This is a genomic window from Rhodanobacter sp. FW021-MT20, assembly GCF_041107475.1.
GTDB classification, from domain to species: domain Bacteria; phylum Pseudomonadota; class Gammaproteobacteria; order Xanthomonadales; family Rhodanobacteraceae; genus Rhodanobacter_A; species Rhodanobacter_A glycinis.
In genome coordinates this window covers 167,873-189,248 of sequence record NZ_JBGBPX010000005.1, presented here as the reverse complement: position 1 = coordinate 189,248, position 21,376 = coordinate 167,873, and the positions used below count along the sequence as shown (strand labels likewise).

Sequence of the window (21,376 nt, the reverse complement as noted above, 5' to 3'; positions counted from 1 at the left end):
TCTGCGCCCCGGGCTACTGGACCCCCGAAGCGCCGTTTGACCGCCCGCCACGCGCGGCGGCAGGCGCACGCGCTCGGGCGATTGCCTCAAATAATAATAATGCTCGCGCCAACCACGTTTTCGTGGCGGTGTGCGGTGGATTGCGGATGGAACATGTGACAGGGGTTCATGCGCGGGCCAGTACCGGATTCATGCCCAGGATTTCCCGGGCCGAACGCGCATCATGATCCATCTGCGCCGTGAGTGCATCCAGACTGTCGAATTTCTGCTCGTCGCGCAGCTTGGCCACGAACTCCACCGCCATGCGTCGGCCATACAGGTCGCCGTCGAAATCGAACAGGTGCGTCTCCAGCAGCGGCTCGCTGACCTCGTTCACCGTGGGGCGCACGCCGAGACTGGCCACGCCGGGCCAACTGCACTCGCTTTCGCCCAGGCCCACGCGCACCGCGAAGATGCCCTGCACCGGGCTGACCCTTTGGCGCAAGTGGATGTTGGCGGTGGGAAAGCCCAGCGTTCGACCCAGCTGGTTGCCGTATTCCACCCTGCCCTCGATCACGAACGGGCGACCAAGCAGGTGCGCGGCGCCGGCAAACTCGCCGGCGGCCAGCAGCATGCGCACGCGACTGGCCGAAACGCGGCTGTCATCCAGCAATACCGACGGCATGGTGCACGCCTTGAAGCCACTCTCGGCGCCCATCCGCTCCAGCATCGCGACATCGCCGGCACGCTTGTGGCCGAAGCGGAAATCGGCGCCGACCCAGACTTCCCGCGCGGCCAGCCGTTCGACCAGCACGCGACGCACGAAATCCTCGGCCGACATGGCCGTGAGCGCGGTGTTGAAACGCAGCAACAGGGCGTGTTCCATGCCGGCCGCGGCAAAACCTTGCAGCTTCTCGCGCACACTGGACAGGCGCGGCAACGGCTCTTTCGAGAAAAACGCCCGCGGCAGCGGCTCGAAACTCACCACCACCGGCACACAGCCAAGCGCAGCCGCGCGCTCGCGCACCTGGGCCAGCAAGGCCTGGTGTCCGCGGTGCAAGCCATCGAAGGCCCCGACCGCCATGACGCTGCCGCCGGGAGCCAGACACGGCCCCGCAACATCCCGGGAGAGTCTCATCATCGCCTGAGTATAACGGGACCATCGCCACGCGTAATGCCCGACACGGCCCAGCCCGCGTGAAAAGCGTCGCCGCCGAATGATGGCTACCAGGCCGTCAGCGCTAGGAGCGTGGGCGGTAGAAACTTTCGAGGCGAAAAAGTGGCTGCGTGAGGACAGATTTTCGACGGTTCGCCGGCCCATAGTGGTTCTATAGGCCAAGAAGCGACGGGAATATGGACCACGCAGACGCTTTTGCAGCCCGGAAGATTTCTGCCGCCCACGCTCCCTGGACCACAACCGTCATCAATTCCCGCGCAAGTCGCGCAAGCGGAAGCCGCAGGCGAACAGCGTGCCGACGTAAGCCAGCCCACCTGCGGTCACCAGCACGGCCAGATGCCAGACCCGCACGAACACCGGCACCACGGTCCAGTGCGGCCACAGCCAGCGACCAGCCAGCAGGACCACGATCATCGCCGCGCACGACACCGCCAGTCGCAGCCAGTGCCGCGCCCAGCCGGGCTGGTGGTCATACACGCCGGCACGTTTCAACCAGCGCCACAGCAACGCGAATTGCAGGTAGTTGGACAACACGCTGGCCATCGCCAGGCCCACGTGCAAGCCCGGCACCTGTGCGATGCCCTGCAACCAGCCGAGCTGCTTCTGCACCGGTGTCGCCCACAGCTCGAACAGCAACGCCACCAGCAGCCCGTTGAACAGCATGTTGGTTACCAGCGACACCAGCGCCGCACGCACCGGCGTGCGCGTGTCCTGCCGCGAATAGAACGCCGGCAACACCACTTTCACCAAGGCATAGGCCGGCACGCCGCAACTCAACGCCATGGTCGACAGGGTGGTCATGTGCGTGTCGAACACGGTGTACTGGCCGTTCTGGAAGAACGTGCTCACCAGCGGCTCGGCCAGCAGCAGCAGCGCGAACATCGCCGGCACGGCGATCAGCAGCGTGGTGCGCACGCCCCAGTCCAGCGCCCTGGAAAAACCTGCCCGATCGGTACCGACATGATGGCGCGACAGCGCCGGCAGGATCACCGTGCCCAGCGCCACGCCAAACACGCCCAGCGGCAATTCGAGGAAGCGCGTGGACTGGTACACCCAGGTCTGCGAACCGGTGACCAGCAAGGTGATCAGCACCGTATCCAGCAGCAGGTTGATCTGCCCCACCGAAGCGCCGAACAGCGTCGGCACCATCAGCTTCATGATCCGGCGCACTTGAGGGTGGCGCCAACCCCAGCGCGGCAGCGACAACAGGTCGAGCCCGCGCAACGCCGGCAGCAGGAACAGCAGCTGCAACACGCCGGCCACCAGCACTGCCCAGCCCAGCGCCATGATCGGCACCTGCAGCCGCGGTGCCAGCCACAACGCGCCGAAGATCATGCACACGTTGAGGATCACCGGCGTCATCGCCGGCAGGCCGAAGCGATGGAAACTGTTCAGCGCACCGCCGGCCAAGGCCGTCAGCGACACGAACAACAGATAAGGGAATGTCAACCGCAACAACCCGATGATCAGGTCGAACTTGTGTGGCTGTGCAATATCACCCGGTGCGAACACCGTCGCCACCTGCGGGGCGAAGATCAGCCCCAGCGCGGTAATCAGCAGCAACACCCCACCCAGCGTGCCCGCCACGCGCGCGGTCAGCTCCTTCAGCTCGGCGTGACTGCGGGTTTCCTTCACCTCGGTGAATACCGGCACGAAGGCGGTGGAGAACGAGCCTTCGGCGAACATCCGCCGCATGAAATTGGGAATGCGGAAGGCGATGACGAACGCATCGGTGGCTGCCGAAGCACCGAACACGTGACTCATTGCCACGTCCCGGGCCAGCCCGAGCACGCGTGAAACCATGGTCATGCTGCTGAACGACAGCAACCCGCGAAGCATGCTGGGGGACTTCATGCGGCTGTGGGAACCTTCAATGGCGGGCAAGCGCATAGTGTGCCAGCCAGCGCCGGCCAATGGTCGGGCCAACTCGTGTCACAATGGCGGCATCGCGATCACGCCATCCCGCCGATGCCACCCTTGGCACTGCCAAGTGGTTGACCCGACAGCCCTGTGCGCGCATAATTGTGCGTCTTTTTTCCAACACTCAAGCCTTTCCGGAGTTCTACCTTGGCCAACATCAAGTCCGCGAAGAAGCGTGCGCGCCAGTCCGAGCAGCGCCGCCTGCGCAACGTCAGCGCCCGCTCCATGGTCCGCACCGCCCTCAAGAAGGTCGTCAAGGCCATCGAGGCCAAGGACAAGGCTGCCGCCGTTGAAGCCTTCGCCGCCGCCCAGCCGGTGATGGATCGTTACGCCGCCCGCGGCCTGATCCACAAGAACAAGGCCGCTCGTCACAAGAGCCGCCTGAACGCGAAGATCCACGAGCTGGCGTAAGCCGCTCCGCTTTTCGTGTTCCACGGAAAGCCGGCGCCTGCGCCGGCTTTTTCGTGTGCCCGGAACAACCCGGCACATCCGGTCGATGCCTCCTCCGGCCATTTTGTGACGCGCGCACGCACGCACCGCACAAACGCAAGTTTCCGGCGCACTGCCACTTGTACGGCCACGCTAGTATCCTCGGCTTGTCGATTGCGCAAACCGCCGCCTTCAGCATGCCCAAGGGGATAACCATGAATACGATTCTGAAACTCGCATTGGCGTGCGCCGGCGCCGCCTCGCTCAGCGCCTGCATTTCGACCCAGTCTTACGTGGGCCCCGCCAGCCCCATGGCCAGCACGACGGCGCTGCGCAGCCTGAGCCAGCCGATTCCGGTGAAGGTCAACACCCAATTCCAGGTGAACGGCAAGGCCTCCCCTGCCGGCACCCCCTCGCTGCAGGCCCAGGTCGAAAGCGCATTGCGCAGCAGCGGCGTGTTCACGCCGTCGCAGGATCCGGCTACCGCCGCCAGCATCACGGTAACCGTGAACGATACGGTCGACCTGCAGGCCGCGCACAAGAAGGGCTTCCACGCCGGCCTGACGCTCGGCAGCTCGGGCACCGTGATTCCGGACAACTACACCTACACCGCGTCCTATGCCAACAGCGCCGGCGAACCGTACCAGGCCAGCTACAAGCAGGACATCCTCACCGCCATCGGCAGCAATGTGCAGGTACCGACGGGGGTCAAGGCGACCACGCCGGGAGATGCGTTCCACCGCGTCATTCTCGACATGACCACGCAGTTCGTGCAGGACCTGCAGACCAAGGGCCTGGTGGCCGAACGCTGAGAGACTGCGAAAGACCCGCAGCCATCGGGCAAGAGCCCGCTCGCGGGCGATGCCGTTGGCTGAAATTCGGGAGAGCATCGCCCGCGAGCGGGCTCCTGCGGAGGGGGATTCGGGCGATTATGCGGCGTGAGCATAAGTTCCCCACCCCGCGCCGAACCTTGCGACATTAAAAACGCGCCCTCGAAAAGGGCGCGTTTTTTCATTCCGCCGGACTGTCCCCGCGCAGGCGCACGTCATCGGGCAGCATGTCGACGCGTCCTGCCGCGTCCTCGCGCTGCGCCTCGAAAAAGCGCTGCACCTGCTGGCATACCGCCAGCGTGTTATCGCGGGCAATCGCCGACACCAGGAACCACGGCCGGGTCCAGCCGAGCTGCTCCACGATGGCCTCGGCCGCGGCCTGGCGTTCGTCTTCCGGCAGCACGTCGGCCTTGTTCAGCACCAGCCAGCGCGTCCGCTCCAGCAACTCGGGATCGAAGCGCGAAAGCTCCTGCTCGATCGCCCGCACCTGCTCGACCGGATCGCTGCCATCGATCGGCGCGATGTCCACCATGTGCAGCAACAGTCGCGTGCGCGAGACGTGGCGCAGGAACTGGATGCCCAATCCGGCGCCGTCCGCGGCACCTTCGATCAAACCGGGGATATCGGCGATCACGAAGCTCTGGTCGGTGCCCAGGCTGACCACGCCCAGGTTCGGGTGCAGCGTGGTGAACGGGTAATCCGCCACCCGCGGCGTGGCCGCCGAAACCGCACGAATGAAGGTGGACTTGCCGGCATTCGGAAAACCCAGCAAGCCCACGTCGGCGAGCAGTTTCAGTTCCAGCTTCAGCTCGCGCACGTCGCCCGGCGTGCCCGGCGTGGCCTTGCGCGGCGCCCGGTTCACCGAACTCTTGAAATGGATGTTGCCCAGGCCGCCCTTGCCGCCCTGCGCCACCAGCAGGCGCTGGCCGTGCTCGGTGAGATCGCCGATCACCTCGTCGGTATCGACATTGGTGATGACGGTGCCGATCGGCACGCGGATCGTGGTGTCCTCGCCGCCCTTGCCGTACATGTCGCTGCCCATGCCGTTCTGGCCGCGCGGCGCCTTGAAGCTGCGCTGGTGGCGGAAATCGATCAGCGTGTTGAGGCCTTCGTCGGCCACCAGCCAGACCGAGCCGCCACTGCCACCGTCACCGCCATCGGGGCCACCGAAGGGGATGAATTTCTCGCGACGGAAGCTGATGCAGCCATTGCCGCCATTGCCCGCCTGGACGTGGATGATTGCTTCGTCGACGAATTTCATGAATTGGGTGCCAAAAAGGGAACGGACAACATTCGGCGAGCACTATCTTGCCATGATCGCCCAACCGTCATTCCAGCGAAGGCCGGAAGCGGCCTTCGCTGGAATGACGGCTGTGTGCATAAAGCAAAAGCCCCGCCGAAGCGGGGCTTTTACGGCAACTTCGCGACGCGTCAAGCCTTGACGACGTCGACGAACTTGCGATTGTTCTCGCCGCGGGTCTTGAACTCGACGGTACCGTCGACCAGCGCGAACAGGGTGTGGTCGCGCCCCAGGCCCACGCCGGCGCCGGGATGGAACTTGGTACCGCGCTGACGCACGATGATGTTGCCGGCTTCAACCGCCTGGCCGCCATAGATCTTCACGCCGAGATACTTCGGGTTCGAATCGCGACCGTTGCGGCTGGAACCTACGCCTTTTTTATGTGCCATGACTCAAATGCTCCAGTTGCTCAGGCGTTGATGCCCGTGATCTCGACTTCGGTGAAATGCTGGCGGTGGCCCTGCTGCTTCTTGTGGTGCTTGCGGCGGCGGAACTTGATGATGCGCACCTTGTCGGCACGGCCGTGCTTGCGCACGGTGGCGGACACGGTGGCGCCGTCCACGATCGGCGCACCGACGGTGATCGACTCGCCTTCGCCAACCAGCAGCACCTGGTCGAAGCTGACCACGGCGCCTTCTTCGGCGTTCAGCAGTTCCACGCGCAGGACGTCGCCCTGTTGCACGCGATACTGCTTGCCGCCGGTCTTGATGACTGCGTAACTCATGGGAATGGCCCTTCTGTCGTTATTCTCTTGGGGTTCGCCAAGGCCGAACCGGCCGTGGTGAACTGGGGATTATAGCGACAGCCATCCGTGGTGGTCAATTCATGAGCAGGCGCAAAACGGCCTGCCACGCCCCTTCCTCGCGAACAGGAAAGGAGCGGGCCCAATCCCGCGCCGTCGCTTACTTGCCTTTCAACGGCGAAGCCTTCGCCGAGGGGCTGGCCGGACAGCGCCCCTGGGCATCCAGCTTGCCTTCCTTCTGCAGCTCGCCAAGCATCGCCTGGGCGCGCTGCTGGCCCCACTGGCGACCGATCTGCATGCCTTCGGCCATGGTCGCCGGCATTTCCGCGATGACCTTCTGGCCCAGCGGCGAACGGTAGAACTTGAGCAGGCCGGCCACTTCCTCGGCGGTGAAATGCTTCTGGTAGATCGGAATCATCCGCTCGGTAAGCTGCTTGACGCCATTGGCATCGACGAAATCCTGCCAATAGCCGGCCGGCACGCACGGCAGCTGCTGGCCCATGACACCGGCCATCTGCGTGTTCATCTGGCTGAACATCTTGCCTACGCTGAACACCTGCATCAGCTGACGCACCTGTTCGGCACTGGGTTTCGTCGTCGCGGCCACGGCCTGGCCGGTCCCCACTGCCAGCAGCAGCCCGGCGCCGATCCCCATCGCCCATTTGCGCATCGCCATGTTTGCATCTCCCGTTGCGGCAGCCGCGGATGCGACCGCAGTGCCCGCATTATTCATCATGCGGCGGCGATTTCCGACCCGGCGGGCCTGCTGCCAACCGCTGGCGCATGTACTTGCATTGCCAATAATGTACTAGACAATCATAATTTGCCGGTGACGCGGGCATCCCTGCCTCGCCTGTCATCTTCACGCCGTTCAAATCGCAACGCCCGGTTTCGCCGGACGCCGCGGCTTGCCGCATCGCCACGCCCGGAAACCCGCAAGCCGCCATACCGCATGAGCACCCACTATCAACCGCCCAACCTGGCGCTGGCGACGATCGGATTGTCACTGGCCATCTTCATGCAGGCGCTGGATTCCACCATCGCCAACGTGTCGCTGCCGGCCATCGCGGGCAACCTGGGCGTCAGCGCCAACGAAAGCACCTGGGTGATCACCTCGTTCGCGGTGAGCATGGCCATTTCGCTGCCGCTGACCGGCTTCCTCAGCCGGCGCTTCGGCGAGACCCGGCTGTTCATCTGGACCACCTTGCTGTTCGTGGCTTCGTCGCTGCTGTGTGGCCTGTCGCGCAGCATGGGCACGCTGATCCTGTTCCGTGCCATCCAGGGCGCAGTGGCCGGGCCGATGTATCCGATCACGCAAAGCCTGATGATCGGCATCTATCCGAACCACAAGCGCGGCATGGCACTGGCACTGCTGTCGATGGTGGCCGTGGTGGCACCGATCGCCGGGCCGATCCTGGGTGGCTGGATCACCGACAACTATTCGTGGCCGTGGATCTTCTTCATCAACGTGCCGGTAGGCATTTTCGCCAGCATGGTGGCGGCCAGCCAGATGAAAGGCCGGGTGGAGACCACCACGCGCCCGAAGGTGGACTACGTGGGCCTGATCGCGCTGATCGTCGGCGTGGGCGCGCTGCAGATCGTGCTGGACAAGGGCAACGACGCCGACTGGTTCGACTCCGGCTTCATCGTCATCACCAGCATCATCGCCGCGCTCGGTCTGATCATCTTCCTGATCTGGGAGCTGACCGACAAGGACCCCATCGTCGACCTGAAGCTGTTCCGCCACCACAACTTCAAGTTCGGCACGCTGGCGCTGGTGCTGTCGTATGCGGCGTTCTTCGCGATCAACCTGCTGCTGCCGCAATGGCTGCAGCGCAACCTGGGCTACACCGCCACCTGGGCCGGTTTCGCCGCTGCGCCACTGGGCATCATCCCGGTGATGCTGACCTTCATCGTGGGCAAGTACGCGATGCGTTTCGACCTGCGCCTGCTCACCAGCGCCGCCTTCGTGGTAATGGGCGCCACCTGCTTCATCCGCGCCAGCTTCTTCATCGGCATCGACTTCTACCACGTCGCCGCCGTGCAATTGCTGATGGGGCTGGGCGTGGCGCTGTTCTTCATGCCGGTGACGGTGATCCTGCTGTCCGATCTGGAGCAGAACGAGATCGCCTCCGGCTCGGGCCTGGCCACCTTCCTGCGCACGCTGGGCGGCAGCTTCGCCGCCTCCATCACCACCTTGCTGTGGGACCGCCGCGCCGTGCTCCACCATGCGCAGCTGAGCGAGCACATCACGCCCTACAGCACCAGCGTACGCACGGCACTGGGCGAATACGGCCACGGCAATGCACAGGCCGGCGCCGCCGTGGTGAACGGCATGATCACCCAGCAGAGCTACCAGATCGCCTTCAACGAACTGTTCCACTCGCTGGGCTGGATCTTCCTTGGCCTGATCGTGGTGATCTGGCTGGCCAAGCCGCCGTTCATGGCCAAGGCCGGGGCGTCGGCGGGCGGGCACTGAGCCCCGGACTCGATTGGCCGCACCTATGCCCCGAAGAACGGGCTGGAGGCACACACAAGCGGCAGCATGTCGCCGCAGCCTTCCTGCGACGCGGCATACCTGCTGCACGACCAGTCTCAATATCTGATCCGACCGGTTTGGTATAGTTCGTTTTTCCCCCTTGCGACCCCCTCCGCATGGACACCATCCGCATCCGCGGTGCACGCACGCACAATCTCAAGAACATCGATCTCGACCTGCCTCGCGACAAGCTGATCGTGATCACCGGCCTGTCCGGCTCGGGCAAGTCGTCGCTGGCGTTCGACACCATCTACGCCGAAGGCCAGCGCCGCTACGTCGAGTCGCTGTCGGCCTATGCGCGGCAGTTCCTGTCGATGATGGAGAAGCCTGACGTCGACCATATCGAAGGTCTTTCGCCGGCGATCTCGATCGAGCAGAAATCCACCTCGCACAACCCGCGCTCCACCGTGGGCACGATCACCGAGGTGTACGACTACCTGCGCCTGCTGTACGCCCGCGTCGGCACCCCGCGCTGCCCCGACCACGGCACGCCGCTGGAAGCGCAGACGGTGAGCCAGATGGTCGACGCCACGCTCGCGCTCGATCCGGAAAAACGCTACATGCTGCTGGCGCCGGTGGTGCGCGAACGCAAGGGCGAGCATGTGCAGGTGTTCGAGCAGATGCGCGCGCAGGGTTTCGTGCGCGCCCGCGTCGACGGCGAAGTGGTCGATCTGGACGCCGTGCCGCCGCTGGGCCTGCGCATCAAGCACACCATCGAAGTGGTGGTCGACCGCTTTCGCCCGCGCGAGGACATCAAGCAGCGGCTGGCCGAGTCGTTCGAGACCGCGCTGCGGCTCGGCGACGGCCTGGTGATCCTGGCCGACATGGACGCCGGACATGGCAGTTCCAGTGCTGCGGGCGCAGGGCGCGCAGGCGCCGCCGACAAGGAAGCAAAGGAACAACTGTTCTCCTCGCGCTACTCCTGTCCGGTGTGCGACTACTCCTTGCCAGAGCTGGAGCCGCGGCTGTTCTCGTTCAACTCGCCGGTGGGTGCCTGCCCCACCTGCGATGGCCTGGGCGTGACCCAGGTATTCGACGCCGCGCGCGTCGTCGGCCACCCGGAGTTGCCGCTGTCCGGCGGCGCGATCCGTGGCTGGGACCGACGCAATCCGCACTACTTCCAGATGCTGAACTCGCTGGCGGCGCATTACGGCTTCGACGTGGACACGCCCTGGCGTGAGCTGCCCAAAGCCACCCAGCAGGCGGTGCTGCACGGCAGCGGCAAGGAGAAGATCGCCTTCCGCTACCTCACCGAGCGCGGCGGCCGGGTAACCCGCGAACATCCGTTCGAAGGCATCCTGCCGAATCTGGAGCGACGCTACAAGGAAACCGAATCCGGCGCCGTACGCGAGGAACTGTCCAAATACATCAGCGATTCGCCCTGCCCCGAATGCGATGGCCAGCGGCTGAATCGCTCGGCCCGCAACGTGTTCGTCGCCGACCAGGCGCTGCCCGCCATCACCCATCGCTCCATCGACGATGCCCTGGCGTTTTTCGGCGAGCTGACAATCACCGGCTGGCGCGGCGAGATCGCGGTGAAGATCGTCAAGGAGATCCGCGAACGGCTGACCTTCCTCAACGATGTGGGCCTGAACTACCTCACCCTCGATCGCCAGGCCGACTCGCTGTCCGGCGGCGAAGCGCAGCGCATCCGTCTGGCCAGCCAGATCGGTGCCGGCCTGGTCGGCGTGATGTACGTGCTGGACGAACCCTCGATCGGCCTGCACCAGCGCGACAACGAACGCCTGCTTGGCACGCTCGTCCGCCTGCGCGATCTCGGCAACACGGTGATCGTGGTCGAGCACGACGAAGACGCGATCCGCATGGCCGATCACGTGCTCGACATCGGCCCCGGCGCCGGCGTGCACGGCGGCGAAGTGGTGGCACAAGGCAGCGTGCAGGACATGCTCGATTCGCCGCGCTCGGTCACCGGCCAGTTCCTCTCCGGCGAACGCGCGATCGAGGTGCCGAAGGAACGCCGCCAGCCGATCGACGACGAGTCGTGGCTGCACCTGAAAGGCGCCAGCGGCAACAACCTGAAGAGCGTTGACCTGGCCGTTCCGGTCGGCCTGTTCACCTGCATCACCGGCGTGTCCGGTTCGGGCAAATCGACCCTGGTCAACGACACCTTGCTGCGTCTGGCCGCGGCCGAACTCAACGGCGCCAGCGCGCAACCGGCGCCGTTCAAGTCCATCGCGGGGCTGGAACTGCTCGACAAGGTGGTCGACATCGACCAGTCGCCGATCGGCCGCACGCCGCGCTCCAACCCGGCCACCTATACCGGCCTGTTCACCCCGTTGCGCGACATGTTCTCGCAGGTGCCGGAAGCGCGCGCGCGTGGCTACACGCCGGGTCGCTTCAGCTTCAACGTCCGCGGTGGTCGCTGCGAGGCGTGCGAGGGCGACGGCATGATAAAGGTGGAGATGCACTTCCTGCCCGACGTCTACGTGCCCTGCGATGCCTGCCACGGCAAGCGCTACAACCGCGAGACGCTGGAGATCCTGTACAAGGGCCACACGATTGCCGATGTGCTCGACATGACGGTGGAGGACGCGCTGAAGCTGTTCGAGAACGTGCCGACCATCGCGCGCAAGCTCGACACGCTGCGCGCGGTGGGCCTGGACTACATCAAGCTGGGCCAGAGCGCGACCACGCTGTCCGGCGGCGAAGCACAGCGGGTGAAGCTGTCCAAGGAACTCTCCAAGCGCGACACCGGCCGCACCCTGTACATCCTCGACGAACCCACCACCGGCCTGCACTTCCACGACATCGAGCAACTGCTCGACGTGCTGCACCAGCTGGTCGACCAGGGCAACACCGTGGTGGTGATCGAACACAACCTCGACGTGATCAAGACCGCTGACTGGATCGTCGACCTCGGTCCCGAAGGCGGTGCCGGCGGCGGGCGCATCCTGGTCACCGGCACGCCGGAGACCGTGGCTGCCACGCCCGGCTCGCACACCGGTCATTTCCTCGCGCCACACTTGAAGCCCGCCAAGCCGAAAAAGCCGGGCGCGGCCAAACGGGTCAAGGCCGCCACCAAACACATCGCCTCGGCCGACAAGTACAAGCCGATGCGCGGGAAAAAGAAACGCACATGAGCACCACCGATACACCCGAATCACCCAAACCCGCTTCTCCCAAGCCCGTGCGTCGACGCCGCAAGGTCGCCGACAGTGCGGCCACGCCGCCCGCCCCGCCGGCGGCGCCCGCAGCTGCAGAAGCCACACCGGAATCGTCGCCCGCGCCGCTGTTCACCGCCGTGCTGGACGTGCGCTGGCGCGATCTCGATGCGTTCAACCACGTCAACAACTCCAACTACCTCACCTATCTGGAAGAGGCGCGCCTGCAGTGGCTCAGCCATGTGCCGGGCCCGTGGTTCGGCGATCACGCCATGCCGGTGATGGCTGCCACCCAGCTCAACTATCGCCGTCCGATCGAATGGCCCACGCAACTGCACGTGGAACTGTTCTGCGAGCGCGTGGGCAACACCTCCATGACCATTACCCATCGCATCGTTGACGCCACCGACGCCAGCCGCTGCTACTGCGACGGCAACGTGGTGATGGTGTGGATGGACCCCTCCAGCGGCAAGCCGGTGCCGCTGCCCGAGGCGATTCGCAGCGCGGTCGCCTGATCCACCGCCCGTGAATCACGCCCGCGCGGGCGAAAGATCCAGCGCCAGGTACACCGTGTCCGGCAACGGATTGGCGTAATACGCCGGTACGCGCTGGAAGCCCAGCGCGTCGTAAACCCGCAGCGCGGGCCGCATCGACGCCAGCGTATCGAGCACCAGGCGCGTGTAACCGGCGCGCCGGGCACCGTCGATGACGGCCTCGGCCAGACGGCGGCCCAGCGCCTGCCCGCGTGCTGCCGGACGCACGTACAGCCGCTTGATCTCTCCCGTGCCCGGCTGCGTCCACGGCCGCAACGCCACGCAGCCCAGGGGCATCCCCGCGTCATCCCGTGCAAGCAGCACCACCCCATGGGGCGACGCATACTTGCCGGGCAGACCCGCCAATTCCGCCGCCACGTCCTGGAAGGAAAGGTCGATGCCGAGACTGTCGATATATTCCTCGAAGAGGCGCCGGACGACGTCGGCGTCCTCCGGGAAGTGTGCGGGCGCGATAGTGGTGGATGCAGACATGAGGTGATCCGGCACAAATGGCCCGCGTCATTTTATGCCCGGCACAAGATCCCTGGCGGCAGAGGGCGCCCTCTGCGCCGGGAAGCATTTCGGCTTACTGCACCCGAATTTCATCAACAAACAACCAGGTGTTCTTGTTGCCACCGGGGAAATCGGCAGGCAGATCGGTGTGCCGGTTGGCCACGACACGCAGGTAACGTGCGGTGACGGCCTTCGTCGGCTGGTAACGGATCAGCCAGCGATGTTGCCCATCGTCGAACAGGTCGGTTTTCGGTGTGTCGACGTAAAGCGGGGTCCAGTGCTGGCCATCGGCTGACACGGAGAACGTCACACGCTGCGGCGGCAGGATGCGCGAACCCACGTCTTGCAGGAAATCCGTGCTGAGCGAATGGATGCCCACCGAGCGGCCCAGATCGATCGTCGCATCGACGTCGTGGTCTTCCCAGGCGGCCCAACGGCCGTCGTGGAAATTGGTGCTGCCGACCACGCCATCCACCAGCACGGTGGCAGGCGCATAACTGGACGATACGGCTTGCGCGAGGCTCACCGTGCGGCCGCGCGCAAGATTGCCTTCGAGCGTGAAGCTGGTGGCTTCGTCATACGCCATGCCATGCCGGAACGGCGTGACCCGTGGCGTGCCGGGCTTGCGGATGGCTACGCTGTCGTCGAAGGCAGGGGATTTCACGGTCGGCATCGAGCCGTCCAGGGTGTAGTGATTGTGCACGTCATCGAAACCGCGCTGTGCGTGCAGATGCCAGCCATCGCCCTGCGTATCCGCCGTGATCGAATAGGTCACCACCGGCTTGTCCTGCGGCCCGTACGTGATCCGTTGCGCATCGAGCCAGTGGTATTGCGCCTGCAAGCGCTGCTGGAAGTTCGCCCAGGCGGCGTCGGAATGCGTGTCACCACTCCACAGGTTTTCGGCCAGCGCCAGCACACGTGGATACAGCTTCGACTCGGCGTTGAGCGGATTCGCCCGCTCGCTCCACAACGGTGCTTCGGCACCCAGAATCTGCGAGCGATGCGCCGCGATAACCTCTCCCGTACCCTGCTCGGCCTTCGAATACAGCGTTGCTGCCGCGCCGGTGATATCGGTTTGGTAAACGCCCTTCGTGGTCAACTTGTCCATCGGCGAGTCCAGGTAGAACGGCCCGGCGATGATGACGCGATTGCCGTTCAGCAGCGCCTTGGCCGTCTCGCTGTCACCGCGCCAGATCTCGATGATCGCGTTCTTGTTCGCGCCACCCTCGAGGATTTCGTCCCAGCCGATCATGGTCTTGCCCTTGCCGACCAGGTAACGCTGGATGTGCTTGATGAAATAGCTCTGCAGCTCCTCAGCGTTCTTCATCCCCTTCGCATGCATCAGCGCCATGCAGGAAGCGCAATCCTTCCAGTCATCCTTCGGCACTTCGTCGCCGCCGATATGCACCCAGCTCGACGGGAACAGCGGCATCACCTCATCCAGCACGTTCTCAAGGAAGGTGAAGGTGCCGGGATCGCCCACGCAATCGATGTCCTTGAACACGCCCCAGGTCGCCGGCACGGTTACCTGCTTCTTGTCGCACGACAGCTGGGGATAAGCCGCGATCGCCGCGGTGCTGTGGCCCGGCATCTCGATCTCCGGGATCACCGTGATGTTGCGCGCACTGGCATACGCCACTACCTGGCGAATCTGCGCCTGCGTGTAGAATCCGCCATAGCGCGAGCCATCCGCCTCGGTGCGCCATGCGCCGACGCTGGTGAGCTTCGGATAACGCTTGATCTGGATGCGCCAGCCCTGGTCATCGGTGAGATGCCAGTGGAAGGTGTTGATCTTGTAGTAGCTCAGCACGTCGAGCTGCTTCTCGATAAAGCTCACCGGATAGAAATGTCGGCCGACATCGAGCATCACGCCGCGATAGGCATAGGTCGGCGCATCTTCGATGCGCACGGTCGGAATCTTCAAGCTTGCGGCGCGCTGCTGCGGCAGCAATTGGCGCAAGGTCTGCACGCCCCAGAACAGGCTGCGATCGCTGGAGGCAGCAATGGTGATGCGCGCGGGGGTCACGTCGAGGTGATAAGCCTCGTCGCCGTGGATGGCCGGGTCGATGCGCAATTCGATGCGTGCGCGTTGCGCGTCGTCCTTGTTCACAGCGAGGGCAATGCCGGTCTGAGCATGGATCGCGCTGCGCAGGAAACCGGCGATCTGCCGCGCCCGCTTGTCTGCGGGCGCGGCAATCGTCACGTGCCGGTCGAGGGTGAAGCTGCCGGTACCCGCGGTGATCTTCCGCGGCTGCGGAATGATGTTGAACTGCGCCTGTGCATCGAGCGCGCAGGCCGCCATGGCCAAGCCAAGCAGCAGGAGAACCGCAAGTCGTTTCGGCATGATTTGCCTGTCCATCAGCAGCGTGAAGGGAAAAGGCCCCGGCCGAAGCCGGGGCGGGGGCCAAGCTCGACCTGAGAGGGATCAGTCGAGCTTGTAGTCAAAGGAAAGGAAGATTTCGCGACCGTTGTATTCGCCGGCAGTCTGCCCTGTCGTGACGAACTCGAAGCCGCCGGCGTAGTACGGAATCGACGCCACCTTGTTGAAGATGTTGGACACGGTGAAGGTCGCCTTGATGTCCGGACTGAGCTGCCAGCCGATCGCAGTATTCCAGGTGATCCACACCGGCACGTGGCCTTTGTAGACCACGCAATCGGCATCGCCCGTGTTCGGGAAGGTGCCGTTGTCCAGTACCTCGCAACCGCCATAGCCGGGCGACCGCAAGGTGCCGACGCGCTGGCCGGAAATCGCCACGTTCCAGTTGCCGCGGGTCCAGTCACCGATCCACGTGACCTTGCTCGCGACGCGGTTATAGCGCGTATTGATCAATGGATCGCTGGCCACCGTGCGGTTCTTGTAGGAAAGGTTGTCGGTGTAATTGATGCTGGCGCGGAAGTCACCGTAATCGTCGGTATGCCGCTTGAAGTCCAGCGACGCATCGATGCCGCTTACATAGGTGGAAGCCACGTTGATCGGGCCCGAATGCACCGAGGCGATGGTGCCATCCGCATTGCGCTGAACCATCGCCTCCACCATCTTGCAGTACTGCGAACCCTGCGGATACCGGATGTACGGTGCCAGCCCGGTCGAGCCAACCGGCTGCACCCCGGTGAGGCAGCCCGCCTCGTCGCTCAGGATGGTGTCGTAGCCCAGGTACTCGATGGTGTTGTCCACGCCCATGTGCCAGTAGTCGGCCGACACCGACAGGCCGCGCACGCCCGGAATCTGCCACACGAAACCGTAGGTCCAGGAATGACCGGTCTGCGGCAGCAGCAAGCGGCTGCCGTCGGTGTACTGGGTGTAGTACTGCGACTGGGGACGCTGCGCACTGCCGTTGCACCAGGTGCTGTTGGTGTTGCCGGCCTTGATGGCGTTGATGCAGCTCAGGTAATCCTCGTAGATACCCACCGGAATGGTGGAGCCGGTCTGGTAGACCGCCTGCATGTCCGGCGCCTTGAAGTTGGTGCCGTAGGTACCGCGCAGCAACAGGCCCGCGTACGGGCGCCATTCGATACCGGTGCCCCAGGTGCGGGCCACGTCGGCGCTGCTGGCATCACGATACTTGTCGAGGCGGCCGGAAATGGTCCAGGTCAGCGAGCTCAGCACTGGCACGCGGAACTCGGTGCCGAACGAACCCCGCTGGCGGGTGCCGCCACCGGTGTTGTTCGCATAGAACGGATTGACGAATGTCGCCGAATCATTGCCGCGCGGATCGGGCGAAAGCAGGAAACCGTTGTGTGCAAATTCCAGCACGGCCGCCCAGCCCACCGAGTCGTCCGCCCATGGAACGCGGAACAGATCGCCATTGACGCGCAACTGCACCTGGTCCAGCCATGACGAGGCGGTGTTCTCGCCGTTGACGGAGAACTGGCTGTACTGCTGCGGCGTGATCGGATTCCACCATTGCTGCCAGTTCATGGCGTAAACGGGAAGGGTGGCGGAGCCCCCGTTGTTGATGGCGCTGTAGCCCGAAACCGTGGTGGTACCCAGCTGCTTGCCGAGGAAGAAATTGTTCGCAGCCGTCTGGTTGAAGGCCGTGTAGTCCTCGCGCACGATGTATTTCTGGGTATTCAGGCTGAGGTCCCAGTTGAACTTGCCGTCGAAGACGGTGCCGCGCAGTCCGCCCGTGATGTTCCAGTTCTGCTCGCGGTCGTGGGTATTGCCGGATGTGCCCAGTTCCTGCGCGGTGAACTGGCGCACGGCCTGGCTGATGACCTGCCCCGTCGTCTTGTCATAGAACGCGCCCGTACCCTCGCCCCACAGTTGGGTATTGGAAATGCCCACCGTGTCGTACAAGGCCGCCGAGCCGTAGAGCTGCAGGCCATTGCTGAAGTCGTACTCGCCAGCCACGTAACCGTTGTTGCTGCGGCTGCCTGGCGTCAACACCCAGTTCTGGAACAGCGCGGGCTGCGAGCAGTAGTAACCATTGTTGGTCACGCCGGTGATCTGGGTGCCGTTGGTGCTGACAGTGTGCGACTGGCTCAACTGGGAATTGCTGAATTTTCCACAGGTGCCCGCCGGCGGCGTGAGATAGTGGCCGTTGCCGTTCATCGCCGAGAGCGCGATGGAACCAGCCGCGTCGTACTGGTAGCCGAACATGCGGGCCGCCGGGCCCCAGGCGCCATAACCGGCATCGGCCACCGAGTCCTGATACGGACGATCCATGCCCCACAACGCAGTGCGGTTGGACTTCTCCAGGTTGTAGACGACATGCCAGTTGTCGCCGGAGCGACCACCGAAGAAATTGACGTCGCCATAGGTGCGCCCGCCGCGGGTCGCCCCGCCACCGGTCACCTGCAGGTGGTCACCCTGGTAGTTCTTCTTCAGGATCACGTTGACCACGCCCGCCACCGCGTCCGAGCCGTAGATCGACGAGGCACCGGAAGCAAGAATCTCCACCCGGTCGATCATGCCGGTGGGCAGGTTGTTGTAGTTCTGAAAGTTGCTCTGCGAATTCATCGGCTGCGGGTAGTCCACCACGCGATGGCCGTCGATCATCAGCAGGCTGAACCCGGGGCCCAGGTTGCGCAGGTTCACCGAGCGCGCATTGACCGAGGTCGACCCCCAACTGGCCGGGTCCTGCGTCTGCCCCATCTGCGGCAGCGAATCCAGGAATTCCCACAGCGTGGTGAAGCCCTGCTGCTTGATCTGCGCGCCGGTGATGGTGACCACGGGAGCCGGTCCTTCGATTTCCACGCGTGGAATCATCGAACCGGTCACCGTGACCGCTTTCATCTGGACCGCCTTGTCCTTGTCGGGCTGGCCGGACGGCGTGGTGCTGGATGACGCCTGCGGTGCAGATGGCGGGTTGCTGCCAGCCATGGCCGATTGTGCAAACGCCTGTGGTGCCATCAATGCCAGTGCCAGCGAACTGGCGAGCACGCTGCGGTGGAAACCTTTATTGCCCATGACTGCCCTCTCCCATAGAAAAGCCTGCGCTGCGATGTTTCCGGTACCCAGGCCACGCCGAACGATGACTCGCCAATTGAATCGATCCAATCAGGCGTCATGCATTGCTCCGCGCAGACCCGGCGTGCCGGGCTCCCCTGCTCAAACCATCAACGTGTTACTGGCGGCACGCGCCCGTTCCCCCTGTTGCCGCGTCGCCCATCGGCCAAAGCCGCCTGCAGCACCTCACCGTGTCGCACGGACACGGTGCATGAGCGTGGCATGCCTGCTACGTACATCGATTCCCACATGGCCCCTCCCCGGGGTCGGGAGAGGGTTCGCACACGCCGCCCCTTCCGGCGCGCGAGCCCTCCGCGCCCACTATGCTTCCCGCAAATTTAGATCGTGGAAAGTTGCATCGCAACAATTCGCTTGGGCGTGGCTTCACAACGACTCGAAAAACGGCCGTCCGGCAACAGCTTCACGCCAGCCGGAGACGCCGACAGCCGCAAGTGCGCACGCCGCACGGCTGAAGCTGGTCACGCTTTGGCGCATCGGCAGCGCGAGCCGGCGCAACCCGGGCCATGATCCGAACGCGCCCGTTATGATGGCCCTTCCCCACGAAGGAGCGCCTCATGACGACACCGCATCGAACCATCCTTGCCCTCGCCTGTGCCACCGTGCTGGGCGGCGTACCGCTGGCCCATGCCGCCGACAACGCCAGCATGACGCTCTACCGCAGCGACAACGCCGCGCTGTATGCCAGCAGCAACAACGGTGGTGCCGACGACGGTTACGCCGTGATCCGCGAACAGCGCACGCTGACGCTGCAATCCGGTACCCACGACGTGGTGCTGGGCGACCTGCCCGACCACATCGACGCCGAGGCCCTGGCGCTGGGCTTCCCCGATGGCAGTGCGAAAGTGATCTCGCAGCGCCTGCTGCTTGCACAAGGCGCGGATGCGGCGATGACCGGGCTGGTCGGGCAGAACATCACCGTGCTCGGCAGCAATGGCGAAACCCTGGCCCAGGGCACCCTGCTGCGCGCGGGTGATGGCCTGCTCGTGCACAACACGGGCGGCACCATCCTGGTGCGCCAATATGCCGCCGTGCGCGCCGGCAGCCACTTCCCCACCGGCTCCAGCCTCGACCTGCGCGTGGACGCCGCGCATGCCGGCAGCACGCAGGCGGTGCTCAGCTATCCCACCTCCGGCCTGGGCTGGCGCGCTGCCTACGTGGCCACGCTGCAACCGGGCGGCAGCTGCCGCATGCAGTTCGAATCGCGCGCCAGCATCGCCAACCGCAGTGGCCGCGACTGGCGTGACGTGAAGCTCACCCTGATCGCCGGTGAGCCGAATTTCGCCAAGGATTCGGCGCCACGCCCGATGATGATGCGGGCCAAGGTGTCCTTTGCCGCCGCCGCGCCGGCAATGCCCGAACAGGCGCAACTGGCCGACTACCGCAGCTACACCTTGCCCGGCACCGTGGACCTGCCCGACGGCAGCGTCAGCCAGGTGCCGCTGTACACACCGCGCACGCTGGATTGCGAACACACCGCGCTGTACGAGAACGGCGGTACCTGGACGCCGTCGCACCCGATGCTCGGTCGCGATTACAACACCGGCAGCAGCAACACCGTCGTCGACACACTGAAGTTCAAGGCTTTCGACAGCCTGCCGGCCGGCTACCTGCGCGTGCTCACGGCTGACCGCCACGGCGTGCCGCAATTCATCGGCGAAGGCCGCATCGACGACACGCCCAAGGGCAGCGCTGCCGCGATCACCCTGGGCACCGCGTTCGACCTGCGTGCGAACCGCGAACGCACCGCCTTCCACGTGGACAAGGCCGGCCGCACGATGGACGAGGCGTACCGCATCACCTTGACCAACGCCGGCGACAACGCACGCACCGTCACCGTGCGCGAGCACCCGAACCGCTGGCGCGAATGGACGCTGACCTCATCCAGCAGCAAGCCGAGCAAGCAGACCACCGACACGCTGGAGTTCCGCGTGAACGTGCCCGCCAATGGCAAGGCCGTGCTCGACTACGCCGTGCATTACCACTGGACCGCCGACGTCCAGCCGCAATCCTGACCCGGAGCCACTCCATGCTCGACATCATCCGCCATGACGCCATCACCGAAATCCGTCTTGCACGGCCGCCGGTCAACGCGCTCAACCTGGAACTGCTGCGCACCTTGCGCAGCAGCCTCGACACCGTCGTCAGCGAAGGCGCGCGCGGCATCGTGCTGTCCGGTGCGCAAGGCATGTTCTCCGCCGGCGTGGATGTGCCGGCACTGCTGCAGGCCGACCGCAACGGCGTGCGCGAATTCTGGCGCGAGTTCTTCGGCACCTGCAGCTCGCTGGCCCAGTCGCCGGTACCGGTGGTCGCCGCGATCACCGGCCACAGCCCCGCCGGCGGCGCGGTGCTGTCGCTGTTCTGCGACTACCGCGTGATGGCCGACGGCCCGTACAAGATCGGCCTCAACGAGGTGCAGGTCGGCCTGACCGTACCCGATGCCATCCAGTTCGCGTTGCGGCGCGTGGTCGGCGCCTATCGTGCCGAACGCCTGCTGGTCGCCGGTGCAATGATCGATTCGGCCGAAGCCCTGGCCTGCGGCTTCGTCGACGAAACCACCGCCATCGACCAGGTGGCGACCCGCGCCCGCGTCTGGCTGGACGATCTGCTGACTCGTCCGGCCCATTCGATGCTGGCGACCCGCCGCATTGCCCGCGCCGACCTGATCGACATGTGGTCCGACGTCGACGCCCTGGCCATCGACGACTTCGTCGACGGCTTCTACCACCCGCAAACACAAATCGTGCTGCAGGCGCTGGTGGCCCGGCTCAAGAACAAGGGCTGAGCATGATCGCACCTGCCGCGCGACGCGGCAGGTGCAACTT

General features: G+C 64.9%; 16 protein-coding genes. 7 read left to right on the top strand and 9 right to left on the bottom strand.

From position 1 onward, the window contains the following. Window positions 1-166: 166 nt before the first annotated feature. Both AB7849_RS08495 and murJ read right to left on the bottom strand, forming a co-directional pair. Window positions 167-1,120, bottom strand: a complete 954-nt coding sequence (locus AB7849_RS08495) for a bifunctional riboflavin kinase/FAD synthetase (protein ID WP_369500843.1) — start codon at window positions 1,118-1,120, stop codon at window positions 167-169. A 282-nt stretch (window positions 1,121-1,402) separates the two neighbouring features. Beyond that, window positions 1,403-3,010 carry a murein biosynthesis integral membrane protein MurJ gene (gene murJ / locus AB7849_RS08490; protein ID WP_369500842.1) on the bottom strand — a complete coding sequence of 536 codons (1,608 nt, stop codon included), beginning with the start codon at window positions 3,008-3,010 and terminating at the stop codon, window positions 1,403-1,405. A gap of 213 nt (window positions 3,011-3,223) precedes the next feature. Here murJ and rpsT point away from each other — a divergent pair, with 213 nt between their 5' ends. Continuing rightward, window positions 3,224-3,487, top strand: coding sequence for a 30S ribosomal protein S20 (gene rpsT / locus AB7849_RS08485; RefSeq protein WP_008213299.1), 264 nt, complete (start codon window positions 3,224-3,226; stop codon window positions 3,485-3,487). Window positions 3,488-3,720: 233 nt separating this feature from the next. After that, a complete protein-coding gene (locus AB7849_RS08480; RefSeq protein ID WP_008213298.1) occupies window positions 3,721-4,317 on the top strand; it encodes a hypothetical protein in 597 nt (198 codons plus the stop codon). Between the two features lie 199 nt (window positions 4,318-4,516). Here AB7849_RS08480 and cgtA read toward each other — a convergent pair whose 3' ends face one another. The 4 genes from cgtA to AB7849_RS08460 form a co-directional block, all read right to left on the bottom strand. Next, the gene (cgtA, locus tag AB7849_RS08475) at window positions 4,517-5,596 is read right to left on the bottom strand and encodes an Obg family GTPase CgtA (RefSeq protein WP_008213297.1); all 1,080 of its coding nucleotides are present in this window, start codon (window positions 5,594-5,596) and stop codon (window positions 4,517-4,519) included. A gap of 170 nt (window positions 5,597-5,766) precedes the next feature. Beyond that, complete coding sequence (gene rpmA, locus AB7849_RS08470; protein WP_008213296.1) at window positions 5,767-6,024, bottom strand: 50S ribosomal protein L27; 258 nt, start codon at window positions 6,022-6,024, stop codon at window positions 5,767-5,769. Between the two features lie 20 nt (window positions 6,025-6,044). Next, window positions 6,045-6,359: a 50S ribosomal protein L21 gene (gene rplU / locus AB7849_RS08465; protein WP_008213295.1), complete on the bottom strand. Its 315-nt coding sequence runs from the start codon at window positions 6,357-6,359 to the stop codon at window positions 6,045-6,047. A 178-nt stretch (window positions 6,360-6,537) separates the two neighbouring features. Then, window positions 6,538-7,053, bottom strand: coding sequence for a DUF2059 domain-containing protein (locus AB7849_RS08460; protein ID WP_008213293.1), 516 nt, complete (start codon window positions 7,051-7,053; stop codon window positions 6,538-6,540). 276 nt (window positions 7,054-7,329) lie between these two features. Between AB7849_RS08460 and AB7849_RS08455 the strand changes: the two genes are divergently transcribed. The 3 genes from AB7849_RS08455 to AB7849_RS08445 all read left to right on the top strand — a co-directional run bounded on the left by AB7849_RS08455 (window position 7,330) and on the right by AB7849_RS08445 (window position 12,553). Then, entirely contained in the window at window positions 7,330-8,856 is a 1,527-nt protein-coding gene (locus tag AB7849_RS08455; RefSeq protein ID WP_369500841.1) for a DHA2 family efflux MFS transporter permease subunit, read from the top strand. A gap of 176 nt (window positions 8,857-9,032) precedes the next feature. Then, window positions 9,033-12,017, top strand: a complete 2,985-nt coding sequence (gene uvrA / locus AB7849_RS08450) for an excinuclease ABC subunit UvrA (protein ID WP_008213291.1) — start codon at window positions 9,033-9,035, stop codon at window positions 12,015-12,017. Beyond that, complete coding sequence (locus tag AB7849_RS08445; protein WP_008213290.1) at window positions 12,014-12,553, top strand: acyl-CoA thioesterase; 540 nt, start codon at window positions 12,014-12,016, stop codon at window positions 12,551-12,553. Before uvrA ends, AB7849_RS08445 begins: the two co-directional genes overlap by 4 nt. A 15-nt stretch (window positions 12,554-12,568) precedes the next feature. On the opposite strand, the gene AB7849_RS08440 is transcribed toward AB7849_RS08445, so the two are convergent. From AB7849_RS08440 to AB7849_RS08430, 3 genes are all read right to left on the bottom strand, one after another. After that, window positions 12,569-13,063, bottom strand: coding sequence for a GNAT family N-acetyltransferase (locus AB7849_RS08440; RefSeq protein ID WP_008213289.1), 495 nt, complete (start codon window positions 13,061-13,063; stop codon window positions 12,569-12,571). A 94-nt stretch (window positions 13,064-13,157) separates the two neighbouring features. After that, the gene (locus AB7849_RS08435; RefSeq protein ID WP_369500840.1) at window positions 13,158-15,428 is read right to left on the bottom strand and encodes a family 20 glycosylhydrolase; all 2,271 of its coding nucleotides are present in this window, start codon (window positions 15,426-15,428) and stop codon (window positions 13,158-13,160) included. An 81-nt stretch (window positions 15,429-15,509) separates the two neighbouring features. Next, window positions 15,510-18,494 carry a TonB-dependent receptor domain-containing protein gene (locus AB7849_RS08430; protein WP_369500839.1) on the bottom strand — a complete coding sequence of 995 codons (2,985 nt, stop codon included), beginning with the start codon at window positions 18,492-18,494 and terminating at the stop codon, window positions 15,510-15,512. 614 nt (window positions 18,495-19,108) lie between these two features. Here AB7849_RS08430 and AB7849_RS08425 point away from each other — a divergent pair. Together AB7849_RS08425 and AB7849_RS08420 are read left to right on the top strand one after the other, a co-directional pair. Further along, the gene (locus AB7849_RS08425; protein ID WP_008213285.1) at window positions 19,109-20,566 is read left to right on the top strand and encodes a DUF4139 domain-containing protein; all 1,458 of its coding nucleotides are present in this window, start codon (window positions 19,109-19,111) and stop codon (window positions 20,564-20,566) included. A 14-nt stretch (window positions 20,567-20,580) separates the two neighbouring features. Continuing rightward, window positions 20,581-21,336, top strand: coding sequence for an enoyl-CoA hydratase/isomerase family protein (locus AB7849_RS08420; protein ID WP_369500838.1), 756 nt, complete (start codon window positions 20,581-20,583; stop codon window positions 21,334-21,336). The last annotated feature ends 40 nt before the right edge of the window (window positions 21,337-21,376 follow it).